Origin of the sequence: Marinicella gelatinilytica (genome assembly GCF_026410405.1) — a bacterium.
In the GTDB taxonomy this organism is placed as follows: domain Bacteria; phylum Pseudomonadota; class Gammaproteobacteria; order Xanthomonadales; family Marinicellaceae; genus Marinicella; species Marinicella gelatinilytica.
The window spans coordinates 138,533-155,420 of record NZ_JAPMLN010000014.1 but is presented as its reverse complement, the minus strand read 5'-3'; the positions used below and the strand labels follow the sequence as shown (position 1 = coordinate 155,420).

The window sequence follows — 16,888 nt, the reverse complement described above, 5'->3', positions numbered from 1 at the left end:
TTTTGTGGATAACCGAAATATGGTCTGACTGCTCATAAACTCATATACATTCTTATCGCCAGCAATGTAATGAGTACCGCAAAACCGATACGCAAACGTTCTGCCGGCAGTCGATGTGTCATATTCGCTCCTAATCGGGTACTAAACAATCCCACCGCCACAATCACAAAAGTGGCCGGCCAATAAACATAGGTATCGGTTGCATCTATTGTTAACAACAAATATGTGATGGTACCGCTCAAGGCAATAAAAAAACCCAGAGCAGAGGCGGTGCCAATGGCTTTTTGAATCCCTACTCGATGCCAGGTTAAAAATGGCACTGTCAGTGAACCACCACCGATGGCAATCAATGCCGATAACAAGCCAATGATTAAGCCCGACGGCCATAGTAAGACTGCTGTTAATTGTTTGTTTTGTCCAGTTCTTTTGGGTTTAACATCCAGCACCATTTGTGCCGCGATCATCAGCATCAATACCAGAAAAATCAAAGCCACAGTCTGGCCTTTAATCTGAAGGGCTAACCATGAAGCCAAAGCACTGCCAATAACCACAGCCGGTGCCAAATGCCAGAGTAGTGAAGTTAAAACCGCTTTATGCTTGCGATGAGTGGTGATGGCAATCAAACTATTAAACAGAATCACCGATAGGGATGTGGCCAAAGCCATGTGAACCACTTGAGACTCAGGATAACCTTGCCACAAAAAAAATGCGGTCAAAGCAGGCACCATAATGGCACCGCCACCAATACCGAATAATCCCGCAAAAAACCCAACCACCAGTCCTAAAACAAGTAGCAATAACAATGCGGATAACATCGATTAACGGCGCTTACCGAATAAAGTTTTCCATAAACTGTTGACCACTTTGGTGGTTAATTTCCGTGTAAAATCATTGCCAACTTTGGTAACGTAGGAATCTCGACTTCGACCCCGGTATTTTTTAGATGCTTGTTCGGCAGCTTCTAAGCGAGCTTGCTCTTCGGCTTTTTGTTTGGCCTGTTCTATGGCTCGCTTCTGTAATTTCTCATGCGCAGAATCACGATCCAATGACTGTTCATAATAGGATCCAACCGGTGAACGCGACATGATGGCTTGGCGTTCTTGATCAGTAATTGGACCCATGCGACATCGCGGTGGCGCAATTTTAACCCGCTCCACAACTCGCGGTGCACCTTTTTCATCCAAAGTAGACACCAAAGCCTCACCCACACCCAATTGACTGATAACCTCAGCGGTATCAAATTCAGGATTGCTGCGGAAAGAATCAGCCACAGCTTTAATGACTTTAATATCTTTGGGTGTATAGCCTCGTAAAGCATGTTGAATTTTATGGCCCAATTGTCCTAATATGGTTTCTGGAATATCACCAGGGGACTGGGTACAAAAATAAATCCCAACACCTTTAGAACGAATTAAACGTGCCACTTGTTCAATGCGTCTGAGAACCTCTGTGGGACAATCTGAAAAAATCAAATGTGCCTCATCAAAAAATAATATTAGTTTAGGTAAATCTTGGTCACCCACTTCAGGCAAAGTTTCAAATAGCTCAGTCATTAGCCACAATAAAAAAGTGGCATATAACTGTGGCTTCATCATCAAATCACGTGATTCCAAGATACTGACAATACCTGTGCCAGATAAGTCCTGTCGCATTAAGTCACTGAGTTTCAATGCCGGCTCACCCAACAAAAACTCACCACCTTGAGATTCTAAACTCAATAAACGCCGTTGAATGGCGCCGATAGATGCGGATGTAACCCGGCCATATTTTAATGATATCTCTTTTTGTTGTTCACCAACATGCTGTAACAGGCTGTTGAGGTCCTTTAAATCTAAAATGGCCAGACTTTCATCTTCAGCAAACTTAAAAGCCACGGCTAACACACCTTGCTGAACATCACTTAAATCCAATAAGCGACTTAAATATAAGGGCCCAATTTCATGAATTGTGGTGCGTACCGGGTGTCCTGACTGCCGAAAGATATCCCAAAAAATAGTCGGACTTGCTTGATACTGATAATCCGCGATATTCAGTTCTTTGGCACGTTTGTCTAGAAATGGTTTTGGTTCTCCCGCTTGTGATAATCCCGCCACATCGCCTTTAATATCTGTCACAAACACCGGCACGCCGAGTTTTGAAAAATTTTCCGCCAGCACTTGTACTGTAACGGTCTTTCCGGTTCCCGTGGCCCCGGTAATTAAGCCATGGCGGTTAGCAAAATGACCAAGTATGACCGCCGGATTTTTACCGTGGCCAAAGTGTAGTTTTTTATCTTTTTTCATGGTTGGTATGTTATCTTCATCATCCTTGGTACTTGGTTTTCAGCCAATCCATCACCGCCGCTAAACCCAAGGCCTCACCGCCTTCTGTGCCACCTGTGCGATCACCAAAATTCCAACCATAGGTATCAATATGTACCCAATCGATGTCTTCATCAACAAAACTTTGCAAAAACAATCCTGCGGTAATACAACCGGCTTGTGGTAAGCTGGCACTGTTATTAATATCAGCTATGGTTGATTTTATGTATTTTTTATAGCGCACCGGTAATGGCATTGGCCACATCTCATCGCAGGTAGTCATGCCACTTTTCTTAATGGCTTCGGTGAATTCATCTCGATTACTAAACACCGGCGTCACGGTCGGACCCAATGCCACCCGAGCTGCTCCTGTTAAAGTAGCAAAATCAATCAGCAAATCCGGCTTAAACTCGCAAGCATAAGTCAAACTGTCGGCCAGTATAACCCGCCCTTCGGCATCGGTATGACCAATTTCTATGGATTGACCAGAGCGACTGGTGACCACATCACCTTGTCGGAAAGCACTACCGGAGACGGCGTTTTCTACCGCCGGTATCAACACTTTTAGACGCACCGGTAGTTGTTGGGAAATAATCAATTGCGCCAACCCTAAAACATGTGCCCCACCACCCATGTCTTTTTTCATCCAGCGCATAAATTCTGCCGCCTTCATATTATTGCCGCCGGTGTCAAAACAAACACCTTTACCCACCAAAGTCAGTAACGGCAAATCATCATCCTCACCCCAATTTAATTCAATTAAGCGTGGCGCTTTATGACTGGCACGACCCACAATATGTATGGTCGGGAAATTTTCAGTCAGTAAAACATCTCCCACCAACTGATCAAATGACATATCATGCCGTTTGGCAAATTCCTCTGACCATTCAGCCAATTCCGTTGGCCCCATGTCATCTGCCGGCGTGTTAATCAAATCACGTACTGTGTAGGTGGCTTCCACCAAAGCCAAGTCATAACCAAAACGCTCTTTGTCGACCACCAGAACAGCTTTGTCTTTAGCTTTTAAATATCGCTCAAAACGATACTGACCAAAACCCCAACCACGAATCACGGCTGATGCCATGGCATTATCATCGGTTTCTATATGATAATGACCTGCGGGTAGCTGGTTTATTTTTTCGCAAATACTATAAGGATTTAAGTCCTCAGAAACCACCAGGTAAACTTTACTCAACTCACCTGCTTTATTGTAATCTAAGAAAAATTGACCGGCTTTTTCACCAAAACCCTGGTTTTCACAGACATTTTCCAAATATTCACTTTGTAATTTCAGCCATAAATCAAATGCAGATTTATTAATGGGTTCAACGGCCACACTGGCACCTTGATAATCTGTGACAAAACAATCAATCATAATTTATTCGATGAGATGAAGAACTTTTTATTATACGCTGACTGACCGTGAAAATCGAACAACAGGGTAAACAGCCTGACTGAAGCTATGGTTTCGCCGGTAATACCATCTGCATATGGGGAATATTGTCTTCTAAGTAGTAATCACCAGTCTCCACAAATCCCAATGCCCGGTAGAATCTTGCCAAGTAGGATTGGGCTGAAATGATGATATTGCGGTTGGTTGCTGCATCGCGACACACTTTAATCGCTGCTTTCATCAATGCCTGACCCAGGCCTTGTTTACGTTTATCAGCCGATACCACCACTCGACCAATGTGAAAATCACCCGCCTTATCAGTCAGTATTCGGGCATAGGCATCAAGATTTTGCGCGTCCTGATGGCAAATATGCCAGGCATCCAAATCAGCCTCATCAATGTCTGCATAAGGACAATTTTGTTCAATGATAAAAACCTGTTGTCGTAACTGATATATTTGTTTTAGCTCCAAGGCACTTAACGCGGTAAATTCTTTCACTAAAAATGTCACACCATCGACATCTAACGTGGTTATTTTTTCTGCGTTTGTCATTGCTTAGCTATCCGAGGATAGTGCTTGGACTTGATTTCATCGTAGAGTGGTTTTTCATTCATAAAAGACTCTATGAGATCCATGGTCAATTGCACAGCACCCCGATTTTCCTTGACCAATTGTTTTGCGGCTTGTCCCATTTTTAATCGCAAATGTTTGTCTTTGATTAAAGCATCCATATACAAAACGATGTCTGCGCTGTCATGGACGGTATAAGAACCGCCGCACTCTTCTAACAATTGGGTGATTTCATCGAAATTATGGGTGTTAGGTCCAACCAGCACTGGCAATGAAAACACTGCGGCTTCAAGCACGTTATGACCACCAATATTAGCAATACTGCCGCCTACAAATGCAATATCAGATGACGCATAAAACTCCAATAATTCTCCCATGGTATCAACCACAAATACATCACCATGGATATCGCATAAACCAGCTTCACTGCGCAATTGCGTGTTGAAACCTAGTTTGCGAAATGATTGCGTGGTGGTCTCAAAACGCTCAGGATGTCTCGGAACAATCACCAACATTAGATCCGGATGGCGTTGTTTTAACACAGAAAAAGCCGCTAAAATTTGTACTTCATCATCATGATGGGTACTGGCAGCTATCCAAACCATACGTGAGTTTTGATAATGATCACGGATTTCTTTGCCTTTATCAATAATCGACTGATCGATAATGATATCGAATTTTAAACTGCCCACCACATAAATTTTTTCTGGTTGACAACCCAACTGAATCATACGTTTGGCGTCGGTTTTTGTTTGCGCTGCCACAAAAGCTGTGTCATTAAATGCTTTTGCTGCCAAAGACCCCACCCACCGATAACCTTTTAAAGAAACTTCCGACAAGCGGGCATTGGCAACCACAATGGGAATGTGTTTCTTTTTACAAAAACGAAATAGATTGGGCCATATTTCAGTTTCCATAATAACCGCTAAATCCGGCTTGGTTTTCTTTAAAAATCGTTTCACGGCACCCGGCAAATCGTAGGGTAGATAAACATGAAAAACCTGATCGCCAAAAATTTGTTGTACCCGATCTGAACCGGTCGGGGTAATGGTGGTCAATACAAAGCAGTGGTCATGGTAACGCTTCATCAAGGCCTTAATAAGTGGAATGGCGGCATTCACTTCACCCACGGAAACGGCATGTACCCAGATTGATTTTTTTATTTTTTTAGGGGTTTTAAACCAGCCAAAACGTTCATGCCAGCGTTGTAAATAAGCCCGAGTTTTAACACCGCGCATGGCCAGACGAAACAGTACCAAAGGTGTCAGCAAAGTAGTCACCAAGGAATATAATCGACTTCTGATTTCCAAACTCTTCATATCATCGAACCGTATGGCCATCACCGGCAATGCGAATGGTTGATGGTTTTTGAGCGTGTCCTAAGGGCAGGTCTAAAAAATAGTCCACCTCATGTGGCCATTGACTCACAAGCTGTTGCAAAACAGTGGGTGTTGCTTGACCACGTTTATTGGCACTTGTGGATATTAATGCATGATTCAATTGCTGGCAAAGGTCAATAATCACCGGGTGCGCCGAGAGTCTGACAGCAACGGTGTTGTCAGGTCCTCTAACCCCAGCAGGCACTTTATCACTGGCGGGAAAAATCCAGGTATGATGACCCGGCCATGTGGCCAAAGCTGCAGCCAAATCAGAACCTGAAAGCGGTTGAATCAAAGGGAGAATGTGGCCAATATGACCCGCCACTAAAATGAGCCCTTGGCTGATCGGTCTGTGTTTTAAAGCCAGTATGTTAGATACCACTTCGGCTTGCCGATAATCACCGCCTAGTCCATAGACAGCTTCAGTTGGATAAATAATTAAACCGCCTTGTCGAACTGTCTGTACAGCTTTTTCGACGGCTGTACCGACTTTTGTCATTTTTTCTTACGCCGCCTTTTTTTCTTGGCCGGCGCTTTATCTAATATTTCAATACAATCTTCGTGACTGAGCGATTTAGGGTCTGTGTCTTTTGGAATTTTACCGTTTTTCTTGCCGTCGGTGACATAAGGACCATAACGACCGTTAAGCACTTCGATACCGTCGTCAAATTGTTGGATGACTTTGTTGGCATCCGCAATTTTCTTTTCCTTAATTAATTCCAAAGCCTCTTCTAAAGTAATGCTGTAAGGATCACCATCTTTAATACTGACAAATTTATTGGCATAACGGACATAAGGCCCAAAGCGACCGATGTTAGCCGACACCTTTTCGCCTTCCGGCGTTTCACCTAAATCACGTGGCAGCTTAAATAGCTCCATGGCTTCATCATAACTGATGGTATCCAGTGTTTGACCGGGCAATAAACCCGCAAATTGTGGTTTTTCTTCATCATCCTTGGTGCCAATTTGTACAAAGGTTCCATACTTGCCTATCCGCACTGACACAGGTTTGCCGGTTTTAGGATCGGTTCCTAATTCACGTTTATACTGTGCTTCTTCACGACTTACAGATTCTTCCTTGTCCTCGAGGCGTTTTATGAAAGGATCCCAGAAAGATTTCAATAAAGGTTTCCAGTCTTTCTCTCCGCGAGACACTGCATCCAAGGCATCTTCTAATTTAGCGGTGAAGTCATAATCCACATAGGTATCAAAATGAGCCTCCAAAAAGCGCGCCACCACCTTACCCACGTCCGTGGGAATAAACCGTTTTTTATCCAGCTCCACATAATCGCGGTTTAGTAAGGTGGAGATAATGCTGGCGTAGGTAGACGGACGACCAATTCCATACTCCTCTAAGGCCTTCACTAAACTGGCCTCTGAGTAGCGTGGCGGTGGCTCGGTAAAATGTTGATTACCCAATATTTCTTTGACTTTAACCACATCGCCCTTGGCTAATTTTGGTAATCGGTTTTCTTTGTCCTTTTTAACGTCATCCAGACCTTCTTCATAAACCGATAAGAAGCCTTTCACTAAAATGGTTGAGCCGTTAGCACGCAAGTTATGATCGTCGCCAAAAGTAAAATCGGCCGCCACAGTGCCAATGGTGGCATTTATCATCTGGGAAGCCAAGGTTCGTTTCCAGACTAAATCATAGAGTCTGTATTGATCATTATTTAAGGATGATTTGATGTCAGCGGGTATGAGTGTCGCTGAAACCGGACGAATTGCTTCATGCGCTTCTTGGGCATTTTTTGACTTACTTTTATAGACATTGGCATTTTTGGGTACTTGTTTAGTCCCAAACTTATCCGCAATCACCCCTCGAATTTCTGTTACGGCATCGGCAGATAAATTCAATGAATCGGTACGCATATAGGTAATCAACCCCTGAGATTCACCATTCATTTCAATACCTTCATACAATTGCTGGGCAATCTGCATGGTTTTACGGGCAGTAAAACCTAACTTTCTGGCCGCTTCTTGCTGCAAAGTAGAAGTGATAAAGGGTGGTGCCGGTTTGCGTTTACGTTCCTTCTGGGTTAACTCAGTAACCGTTAATTCTTGGCCGGCTTGTTGTCGTAACTGAGTCAAAATATCATTGGCTTTTTTCTCGTTGCCAATATCAAATTTTTTCAGTTTTTTACCCTGATAGCGGTTTAATCCGGCTTCAAATGCCTGTTGACCTTTTTTCAAATTACCTTGAATGGTCCAATATTCACGGCTTTTAAAGGCATTGATTTCATCTTCACGTTGTACAATCATGCGCAATGCCGGTGATTGTACCCGACCCGCTGACAACCCTCGCCGAACTTTTTTCCATAATAACGGGGATAAATTAAATCCCACTAAGTAATCTAAAGCACGTCTTGCTTGTTGTGCATCAACCAATTCATCGGAAATTTCTCTGGGATTTGCCACGGCTTCCTGAATGGCTTTTTTGGTGATTTCTGAGAAAACCACCCGCTTGATTTTTTTATCTTCTAATAAATTGCGGTCTTTTAGAATTTCTACCACATGCCATGAAATGGCTTCACCTTCTCTATCCAAATCCGTTGCCAGATAGATGGTGTCCGCTTTTTTAGCGGCTTTGATGATGGCATCAATGTATTTTTTCTTATCCTCCGGCTCAACATACGTCATTTCAAAGTTGTTATCGGTATCAACCGCTCCGGATTTAGCCAATAAATCTCTGACATGACCATAAGAGGCTAACACTTTATAATCCTTACCTAAATATTTTTCAATGGTTTTAGATTTAGCGGGTGATTCTACTATCAGTAAGTTTTTGGCCATAGGCTTTTAATGTTCACGTAGTTCAGTGGGTTCAAATAACAATCGCTCCAAATCGACGAAGGCTTGTTCCTGATCCGGCTGTGAAAACAAAATAATCAAAGCCAGCCATTGTAAATCATCAACCTCAATGTTGTCAGCCTTTAGATACAGTAAACCGTCAATCAACAATTCGCGGGTTTGATTATTCAATATGTCTTGAGACATCAGGTATTCAATAAATTCAATGCCCTCACTACCTAGCATTTGACGTTCTTTTTGACTGAAGTGACGCATAGCGGTTGCAGATTGTTGCACCATATTTTCCGGCTTACCACTGACTTGTTGTAACCACAGCAAAGCTTCTTCTATCAAGCCGGGGCTAAATCCGATTTTTTGCAAGCCGTTAATAATGCGCTGTCTCTGGCTTGATTCTTTTAAGTTATAGCGCTCTGTCATATAGTTTTCAAAGACATATACCAGAACATCCATCATCTGTTGTTTCATATCATTTTAGGCTAACGTTTAAGGTATTTAGCTCCCGCTTGCTTTTCAATTAAACCATTCAGTTCAAGTATCAGCAAGTCTGCAGAAATATCTGCACTCGGCTGTTCAGTGGCGGCCACCAGAGCATCAAACGAGATGGGATCATAACCCATGTAGGCGAGTAATTGCTGTTGGCTTTCTGACAGTGCTATATCGTGATGTTTCTTGTTTTTTTCAACCACTGCATCATTATCTTTTGCCATTCTCTCACGAATTTGTTCGCTCAACATCGACATTCCGGGTGTTAATTCGTGCACAATATCATCCACTGACTCCACCAAAGCGGCGCCTTGTTTAATAAGCCAATGACAACCTTTAGCCATGGGATTATGAATGGAACCGGGTATCGCCATGACCGGCCTATTGATATCATAGGTAAGTCGTGCCGTAATTAATGTACCACTTTTTTTCCCGGATTCCACCACCAGGGTGCCTAAGGACAAACCGGCTATAATTCGATTCCTGCGTGGAAAATTATTCGCCTGAGGCGGTGTATTAAAATCAAATTCAGAGACAATGGCACCATTGTTCATGATGTCTTTTGCCAGTTGTTGATTGGCTTTTGGGTAAATGGTGTTAATACCGGTGCCCATGACCGCCACCGTTTGACCACCGGCATCTAACGCGGCTTGATGTGAAGCCGCATCAACACCCGCGGCTAAACCACTGGTAATGACCCAATTTTTCTTAGCCAATTCATAACAAAAAGACTGGGCATTATCCAAACCGCCGCGCGTGGCCCGACGACTGCCAACCACTGCCAATTGTGGCAACAACAATGTCTCTATATGACCTTTAATAAACAGTAAAAGCGGAGGATCAGCGGTGGCTTTAAGTTGTGGCGGGTACAAATCATCATCAATAGGCAAAATATGATTCTGAGGCTTTTCCAACCATTTTAAATCCGCAGTTAAATCCTCATCACGGCAATCTTTTAAATAAGCCTGGGCGGTCACAGGGATTTTTAAGTCGGAAGGGAATTTAGTTCTTCCGGGAATAGCAGTTATATCACCATAATAATCAAGCAATCTACTAACACCGGAAAAACCAAGGCCCGGTGCACGGTAAACATGCAGCCAGGCCTGGAGATTTTCTGAGCCCACAATTACGGCAGTTTGACGTAATCGTAAAGCTTAACTTGCCGGTTGCCTTCGGTAATGATTGCGTAGGAAATGTTTTCAAACGTCTTAAACACCATAATATGTCCGGTGTATTCCATAGGCAATGTGACTTTGGCTTTAGACGGTTTAAACAATGTTTTTAAGTCATTTTTTGGATGCATAACTTCGTCTCTAATAACCAGTTCCGGGCTGTAAACTGAATACACATCACCCACCTGTATACCTTGGCCATAGCCTTTACTGATGGCAATCACCTGGCGTCGGCCACTGCCAAATAACGCATTGTTTAAAGCCACCACACGAATATTGTCATCATCAACGGTACCCGCTTTGGGCATAAAGTAAGGGTCGAAATTAAAGGCATCAATAGGCAACACCAAATCACCGGTTTTGACTTCAGTGTTCACATCGATAATTTCTAAGGTGGTAATGTCGCCGGTTCCAACACGAGTGACTTCACCGACACCTGTATCAGCCACTTCATAACCTAAAATCTTAACGCTGTTCCAATAAGTTCGATCAATGTAGTTTTTCCAAAAACGTGACATTACAGCATCAGTGGTGTAAGGGGAAGATTTTTTCCAATCCACAGATTCTGTGCGAAAACGTCCTGAAGATTCCCACGGATAATCAAGCGGAACTTCACGGTAAATAACCGTTGGTCTAACAATCGCCAGATGATCCCCTTGCTTAATATTTTTAAGTCCGCGAACATAAATTAAATTATCTGTGGCAGAGACATTCCGTCCCTCTTCAGCCGCAACCACGTAAGGCGCCAGATCGATGTCTTCTTTATTAAGAATCCTCAACTCCCGCAAGAACGGTTCAATATCTGACAACGGAATGGTTTCTACCGCTTGGTCATGTTCAATGGTGCGCACTTCAGGCCCCAACTTAACAGTCGGATGTGAGCGATTAACAGTGATTTGCGGTTTGCCGTCCACATACACCAGATTTAATTCGTCACCGGGATATATCAAATGCGGGTTTTCAACCTGAGGGTTGGCGTACCAGATTTCCGGCCACAACCAAGGTGATTTTAAAAATACGGCGGAAATATCCCACAACGTATCGCCTTTTTGAACCACATATCGCTCGGGGTGATCGGCATTCAATTCCACATCTTGGGCGGAAGCCAAAAACGTAATTCCAAGAGACAGGGCCATAATTAGAAGTTGTTTTTTAAACATCATCAGCAACTCTTTGATTTCGCTAAAACTTTAGTTTAGCCATTTTAGGGATAAATTTAAACAAAAATTGTGATTCAGCCATCATTTTGATTGAAAAATAGCTGCTTTGCCCTAAATTAGACTTATTGGCTGGTGTAAAATGGCCTCTTTTCACTCACAAAAACACCCATTGAACATTTGTTATGGCTTTACTCAATATATTAACCTTACCCGATAAACGCTTAAAGACGGTTGCCAAACCCATTGAACAAGTCACTGACGACATCAAAAAGTTGGCAGATGATATGCTGGATACCATGTACGCGGCACCCGGAATTGGTTTGGCTGCCACCCAGGTTGATAAACATATTCAACTGGTGGTGATGGACATCTCAGAAGAAAAAAATCAACCACGGGTCTTTATTAACCCCAAAATCACCGCCCGGAATGGCGAACAAGTTCATGAAGAAGGTTGTTTATCAGTACCCGGCATTTATGCCGACGTCACCCGCGCCGAAGAAATCACCGTGCAATTCATGGATTTAAACGGTCAACAACAAGAATTGACCACGGACGGTTTATTGGCAGTTTGTATCCAACATGAAATCGACCACTTAAAAGGCATTGTCTTTTTAGACCATCTGTCCGTTTTAAAACGAAAAATGGCACTTAAAAAATTGGCCAAGGTTGCTGAGACTGTACCCCTTGATGCAAATTAATTGTTAATCACCCATCGGGTGAACTTTAATTACATTTTCATTGCGTTCGGGGCCGGTCGAAACTATGGCCACCGGTGTTTCGGTATACTGCTCGATAACATCAATAAAATGTTTAGCTGCTTTTGGCAAGTCATCGTAGTTGGTAATGCCACGGGTGACGGATTGCCATCCGGCTAACGTTTCATAAACAGGCTGAATGGCTTGCCACTGAGCTTCTGATTGTGGAAAGCCTGATTGCTTGTCATAAGCTGTACACAATTTAATATTTTCAAAGCCATCTAAAACGTCCAATTTAGTAATACACAAACCGGTTACACCATTAACTTGAATGGCTCGTTTTAAAGCCACTAGATCCAACCAGCCACAACGCCTTGGCCGACCGGTGGTGGCACCGAACTCAACACCTTCTTTGGCTAGTTTCGCACCATCTTCATCAAATAATTCAGTGGGAAACGGCCCTGAACCCACCCGCGTTGTGTAAGCTTTGGTGATACCCAACACATAATCAATATCGGTACAACCCAGACCGCTTCCCGTGGCTGCGCTTCCGGCAGTGGTGTTCGATGAAGTCACAAAGGGATAAGTGCCGTGATCAATATCTAACAAAGACCCTTGTGCACCCTCCAGTAACAATCTTTTACCGGCGTCATGTAACTGATGCAAATGTGCGGTTACGTCGGTAATCATAGGCTGTAAAATATCCGCTTGCTTACAAATGGTGTCATAAATACCATCAAAATCAAGGGCTTCATCTTGATGATAATGTTGCAATACAAAATTATGGTACGTCAACACCTCTTGTAACTTTTCGCGCAAACTGTCTTTATCACACAAATCACCCATGCGCAGACCTCGGCGAGCGACTTTATCTTCATAAGCCGGCCCGATACCACGGCCGGTGGTGCCGATGGCATTATCACCTTTGCCTTCTTCACGTAATTGATCGAGACGAATGTGATAAGGCATAATGATGGGAGCGGCTTGGGAAATCAATAATCGGTTACGAACCTTAACGCCGGTTTCTTCCAGCTGCTTGATTTCTTTTATTAACGAGGTCGGCTCAATCACCACACCATTGCCAATAATACATTGAACGCCTTCACGCAAAATACCTGAAGGAATTAAATGTAACACGGTTTTATGATCGTTAATAATCAGGGTGTGACCGGCATTGTGACCACCTTGAAAGCGAATCACTGCATCTGCCTGCTCTGTTAAAAGGTCAACAATTTTACCTTTCCCCTCGTCACCCCACTGAGTGCCCAGTACCACAACTGTTTGATTCATATTTAGATTCACGCCTGTATCATTTTAAATATTAACACGCCGATAACCATCATTGCCGCGCCCATAATACGTAGATTTTTATCTGACATTTGACTGATTTGTGCCAGCATTTGTTTCCATTGACCGGGTGCAACAAAAGGCATAATACCTTCCAATATAAGCACCAAAGCAATGGCCGCTATAAATGGATGTTCAATCAAGGTTGTGCGTTTTTAAAGTATTTAAAGAACTCACTGTCCGGATCCAAAATCATCATGTTCTGACCGGATTGCTGAAAGCTCTTTTTATAGGCCTCCAAACTTCGATAGAAACTATAAAACTGAGGGTCTTTCTCATAACTTTGCGCATAAACGCGGATGGCTTCTGCCTCACCATCACCTTTGATTAAATTTGCCTGCTTATCGGCTTCAGCAACCATAATACGCACCGCTTTATCAGTGGTGGCACGAATGTTAATGGCTTGTTTGGTACCGTTTGAGCGATGTTCGGCCGCCTCAGCCAATCGTTCTGAGCGCATTCGGTTATAAACGGACTCATTAACAGACTGATCTAAGTTGATTTGCTTAATACGCACATCAATGATTTCCATACCGAAATCTTCGGCTTTACTTTCTGTGATGGTCTGTAAATTTTCCATCAATTCAACCCGTTGAGTTGAAATCACCTGATCTAAGGTGCGCACAGAAAACTCTTCCAATAAGGCGTTTTTAAACACCCCCGCGAGGTTGGTGTTGGCACGCGCAATAGAGCCTTCATTAGAGGTATAAAATAACTTAACGTCATTAATTCGCCATTTTACGAAATAATCAACCATCAGGTATTCGTTATCCGTGTTAAACACGCGTTCGGGTTTGTTATCTAAGGTTTGAATGCGTTTATCGAAGGTGCGAATATTATTTATGACCGGCCATTTAAAATGCAGACCGGGCTCATAACCGGCTTGAATGACTTCACCAAATTTAAACTTAATGGCGGTTTCTCGCTCACTGACAGTGAATAAGAAAAAACTCGACAATACCGCTAATATTAAAACACCAATTATGAGAGAAATAATTTTATTCATGCTTATCGACCCCGCGCTGTGCGATTGGTGGAACGCTGACTGCTGGTTCCGCCAGTGTTGTTAGATGATTGTCCGGAAGACTGACTGCCGGTATCCGGTCTGACCACAGTGGTGCCCAAATCCAACACCTCGCTGTTGCCTGATTGATTAATCAATTTATCAAGCGGCAAATACATCAATTGATTACTGTTATCACCGGTAATCATAACTTTTGGCATACCTCCCAAAACCTGCTCCATGGTTTCTAGGTACATGCGTTTACGGGTGATTTCCGGAGATTCTTCATAAGCCATACGTAATCGATCAAACCGTTGCGCTTCACCTTGCGCTTCTGCAATCAAGGATTCTCGGTAGCCTTCAGCATCTTGAATAATCTTTAACACCTGACCTTCCGCTTTAGGTATCTCACCTTTGGCATACTCGTTGGCCTTATTAATAAAGGTTTTTTGATCTTCTCGTGCTTTAACCACATCATCAAAAGCTTCTTTGACATTAATCGGCGGATGGACCTCGGTGATATTCACTTGGCGCACTTCAATACCCGCTTGGTAATTATCAAGCATCTTCTGAAGTTCAGACTGAACTTCAAAATTAACATCAGTTCGGCTTTCATTAATGATGTGATCGAGGGTGCTGGTACCGGCCACTTGCCGCATGGCGCTTTCGGCCGCCTGGCTGACGGTATTTTCCGGATTGGCTAAATTAAATAAATAATCATTAACCCGTGCTTCATCCACCCGGTATTGCACCGAATAATCAATTTCAATGAGGTTTTTATCTTCGGTTAACATTTGTCCGCTGTTGTCTTCTTGACGAATCTTTCGAACATTTTCACGGTACACCTTGGCAATCGGTTGTGGCCAAGTGAAACGCAAGCCGGGTTGCACTGTGTGGGAGTATTCACCAAACACCAAAACCACGCCACGCTCAGATTCATCAATCCGATATGCAGATGCCCAAACCAATAGAGCCACCACAATTAATAACACAACAACCAAAGAACCGCCTTGACCACCACCGGTACTTCCTGTGCCTTTGTTTTTATTGTTGCCACCAAAACCAAACATGTTTTTTATCGAGTTAAGCGCATCCTTAATGATTTGCTCAAAATCAGGTGGCTTTTGATTGTTATTGGGTCGATTATTCCGCGGTCCTTGACCGCCGGAATTATTTTTGCCGGGTTCATTCCAGGGCATAGTTATCTCCAGTATTACCAGTTTTGGTTAGTATCGTCTTGTTCAAGGTCGTGTTGTTTTAACAAATCGGCCACAAAAGCCGCATCAGCGCCTTCACCGGTTTTTGCCATTTGATGCCATTTCGCCAGCGGTAATTCTACCGTAAGACACCAATTTCCACCATCATCAATGTGTTCTTCATTGACGGCATCCAATTCATAAAACTGGGCGCGCAAGCGTGCTTCGGTCATGGGTAAAGTAAACCGTAAGCTAACATGGGTGCTGTGAATGCGTTCTTCAATGACTTTTAGCAACAAATCGACGCCGGCGCCGGATTTTGAAGATAACCACACCTTATCCGGTACCGTTTCACCACCCTCAACCCATTGAGGCTGTTTGCCCGATAAATCGATTTTATTATAAACCTCGATGATGGGCACATTTTCAATCTCTAATTCACGCAACACTTGATACACTTCTTTCATGTGTTCACGGTGTTCGGGGTTAGCATCATCAATCACATGAATCAAGACATCCGCATCCATGGCCTCTTGCAGAGTGGCTCGGAATGCCGCCACCAACTCATGTGGCAAATCCCGTACAAAGCCCACCGTATCACTAATCACCGCCTGACTACCTGGAATCCCCGTGAACTGCCGTACCGTCGGATCCAAAGTGGCGAACAATTGGTCTTTTGCATAAACTTTAGAATCGGTCAAAATATTAAATAGGGTGGACTTGCCGGCATTGGTGTAGCCCACCAGCGCCATCATCTGAGTTCCGGATTTTTTACGCTGCCGCCGACCTTGTTCACGCTGGCGCATGACTTTTTCCAACTTGGCGTTTAGTGATTTCACCCGGGCATTCAATAAGCGCCGATCCGTTTCTAATTGCGTTTCACCCGGACCACGCATACCAATACCGCCTTTTTGACGCTCTAAGTGAGTCCAACCACGCACCAGACGGGTTGACATATGTTTTAACTGTGCCAGTTCTACTTGCAGTTGGCCTTCATAAGAACGTGCCCGCTGCGAGAAAATATCCAAAATCAATGTGCGTCGATCCAACACCCGCGCTTGCACCAACCGCTCCAGGTTTCGTTCTTGCACCGGCGACAGAGGCGCATCAACCAACACCAAATCCGCTTCATGCTGTTTAACCAAATCCGCCAATTCCTCAGCTTTACCGCTGCCCACATAATATTTGGACTCAACATTCTGTCGGGTACTGACTAACACCTCCAGAACTTCAGCGCCGGCACTCACGGCTAACTCCTTAAATTCAGCCATGTGCTCTTCATGATCCGAGCGACGCTCATATTCCATCGGTGCCGGGCATAAAAGAATGGCGCGATCGCCACGTTTAGATCTCTCAAACATTCGAAATAACCATGACG

16 protein-coding genes are annotated in these 16,888 nt (G+C 43.6%); 1 reads left to right on the top strand and 15 read right to left on the bottom strand.

The features are described 5' to 3' along the window. Positions 1-32: 32 nt before the first annotated feature. The 10 genes from OS173_RS10235 to OS173_RS10190 form a co-directional block, all read right to left on the bottom strand. On the bottom strand, positions 33-815 hold the full coding sequence (locus OS173_RS10235) for a sulfite exporter TauE/SafE family protein (protein WP_267184186.1): 783 nt from the start codon (positions 813-815) through the stop codon (positions 33-35). A gap of 3 nt (positions 816-818) precedes the next feature. Further along, a complete protein-coding gene (locus tag OS173_RS10230; protein WP_267184185.1) occupies positions 819-2,282 on the bottom strand; it encodes a helicase HerA-like domain-containing protein in 1,464 nt (487 codons plus the stop codon). 19 nt (positions 2,283-2,301) lie between these two features. After that, the gene (locus OS173_RS10225; protein WP_267184184.1) at positions 2,302-3,675 is read right to left on the bottom strand and encodes a leucyl aminopeptidase family protein; all 1,374 of its coding nucleotides are present in this window, start codon (positions 3,673-3,675) and stop codon (positions 2,302-2,304) included. An 85-nt stretch (positions 3,676-3,760) separates the two neighbouring features. Next, positions 3,761-4,246: a GNAT family N-acetyltransferase gene (locus OS173_RS10220; RefSeq protein WP_267184183.1), complete on the bottom strand. Its 486-nt coding sequence runs from the start codon at positions 4,244-4,246 to the stop codon at positions 3,761-3,763. Beyond that, entirely contained in the window at positions 4,243-5,583 is a 1,341-nt protein-coding gene (waaA, locus tag OS173_RS10215; protein WP_267184182.1) for a lipid IV(A) 3-deoxy-D-manno-octulosonic acid transferase, read from the bottom strand. The genes OS173_RS10220 and waaA overlap by 4 nt, the downstream gene beginning before the upstream one ends. Before the next feature lies 1 nt (position 5,584). After that, positions 5,585-6,142 (bottom strand): L-threonylcarbamoyladenylate synthase, encoded by a 558-nt coding sequence (locus OS173_RS10210; protein ID WP_267184181.1) that lies wholly within the window; start codon positions 6,140-6,142, stop codon positions 5,585-5,587. Then, positions 6,139-8,436 (bottom strand): DNA topoisomerase I, encoded by a 2,298-nt coding sequence (locus tag OS173_RS10205; RefSeq protein ID WP_267184180.1) that lies wholly within the window; start codon positions 8,434-8,436, stop codon positions 6,139-6,141. The genes OS173_RS10210 and OS173_RS10205 overlap by 4 nt, the downstream gene beginning before the upstream one ends. 6 nt (positions 8,437-8,442) lie before the next feature. Further along, a complete protein-coding gene (locus OS173_RS10200) occupies positions 8,443-8,919 on the bottom strand; it encodes a DUF494 family protein (RefSeq protein WP_267184179.1) in 477 nt (158 codons plus the stop codon). Positions 8,920-8,930: 11 nt separating this feature from the next. Beyond that, complete coding sequence (dprA, locus tag OS173_RS10195) at positions 8,931-10,061, bottom strand: DNA-processing protein DprA (protein ID WP_267184178.1); 1,131 nt, start codon at positions 10,059-10,061, stop codon at positions 8,931-8,933. A 2-nt stretch (positions 10,062-10,063) separates the two neighbouring features. Beyond that, complete coding sequence (locus tag OS173_RS10190; RefSeq protein WP_267184177.1) at positions 10,064-11,272, bottom strand: LysM peptidoglycan-binding domain-containing protein; 1,209 nt, start codon at positions 11,270-11,272, stop codon at positions 10,064-10,066. A gap of 179 nt (positions 11,273-11,451) precedes the next feature. On the opposite strand from OS173_RS10190, the gene def reads away from it, so the two are divergent. Further along, positions 11,452-11,967, top strand: coding sequence for a peptide deformylase (gene def / locus OS173_RS10185; RefSeq protein ID WP_267184176.1), 516 nt, complete (start codon positions 11,452-11,454; stop codon positions 11,965-11,967). Between the two features lie 3 nt (positions 11,968-11,970). Here def and OS173_RS10180 read toward each other — a convergent pair whose 3' ends face one another. The 5 genes from OS173_RS10180 to hflX are packed head-to-tail and all read right to left on the bottom strand — an operon-like array spanning position 11,971 to position 16,871. Then, positions 11,971-13,254 carry an adenylosuccinate synthase gene (locus OS173_RS10180; RefSeq protein WP_267184175.1) on the bottom strand — a complete coding sequence of 428 codons (1,284 nt, stop codon included), beginning with the start codon at positions 13,252-13,254 and terminating at the stop codon, positions 11,971-11,973. An 8-nt stretch (positions 13,255-13,262) separates the two neighbouring features. Beyond that, a complete protein-coding gene (locus tag OS173_RS10175; RefSeq protein ID WP_267184174.1) occupies positions 13,263-13,454 on the bottom strand; it encodes a DUF2065 domain-containing protein in 192 nt (63 codons plus the stop codon). Then, positions 13,451-14,317 carry a protease modulator HflC gene (gene hflC, locus OS173_RS10170; protein ID WP_267184173.1) on the bottom strand — a complete coding sequence of 289 codons (867 nt, stop codon included), beginning with the start codon at positions 14,315-14,317 and terminating at the stop codon, positions 13,451-13,453. Before hflC ends, OS173_RS10175 begins: the two co-directional genes overlap by 4 nt. A gap of 2 nt (positions 14,318-14,319) precedes the next feature. Then, positions 14,320-15,513, bottom strand: coding sequence for an FtsH protease activity modulator HflK (gene hflK, locus OS173_RS10165; RefSeq protein ID WP_267184172.1), 1,194 nt, complete (start codon positions 15,511-15,513; stop codon positions 14,320-14,322). 14 nt (positions 15,514-15,527) lie between these two features. Beyond that, the gene (gene hflX / locus OS173_RS10160; RefSeq protein ID WP_267184171.1) at positions 15,528-16,871 is read right to left on the bottom strand and encodes a ribosome rescue GTPase HflX; all 1,344 of its coding nucleotides are present in this window, start codon (positions 16,869-16,871) and stop codon (positions 15,528-15,530) included. Positions 16,872-16,888 lie beyond the last annotated feature (17 nt).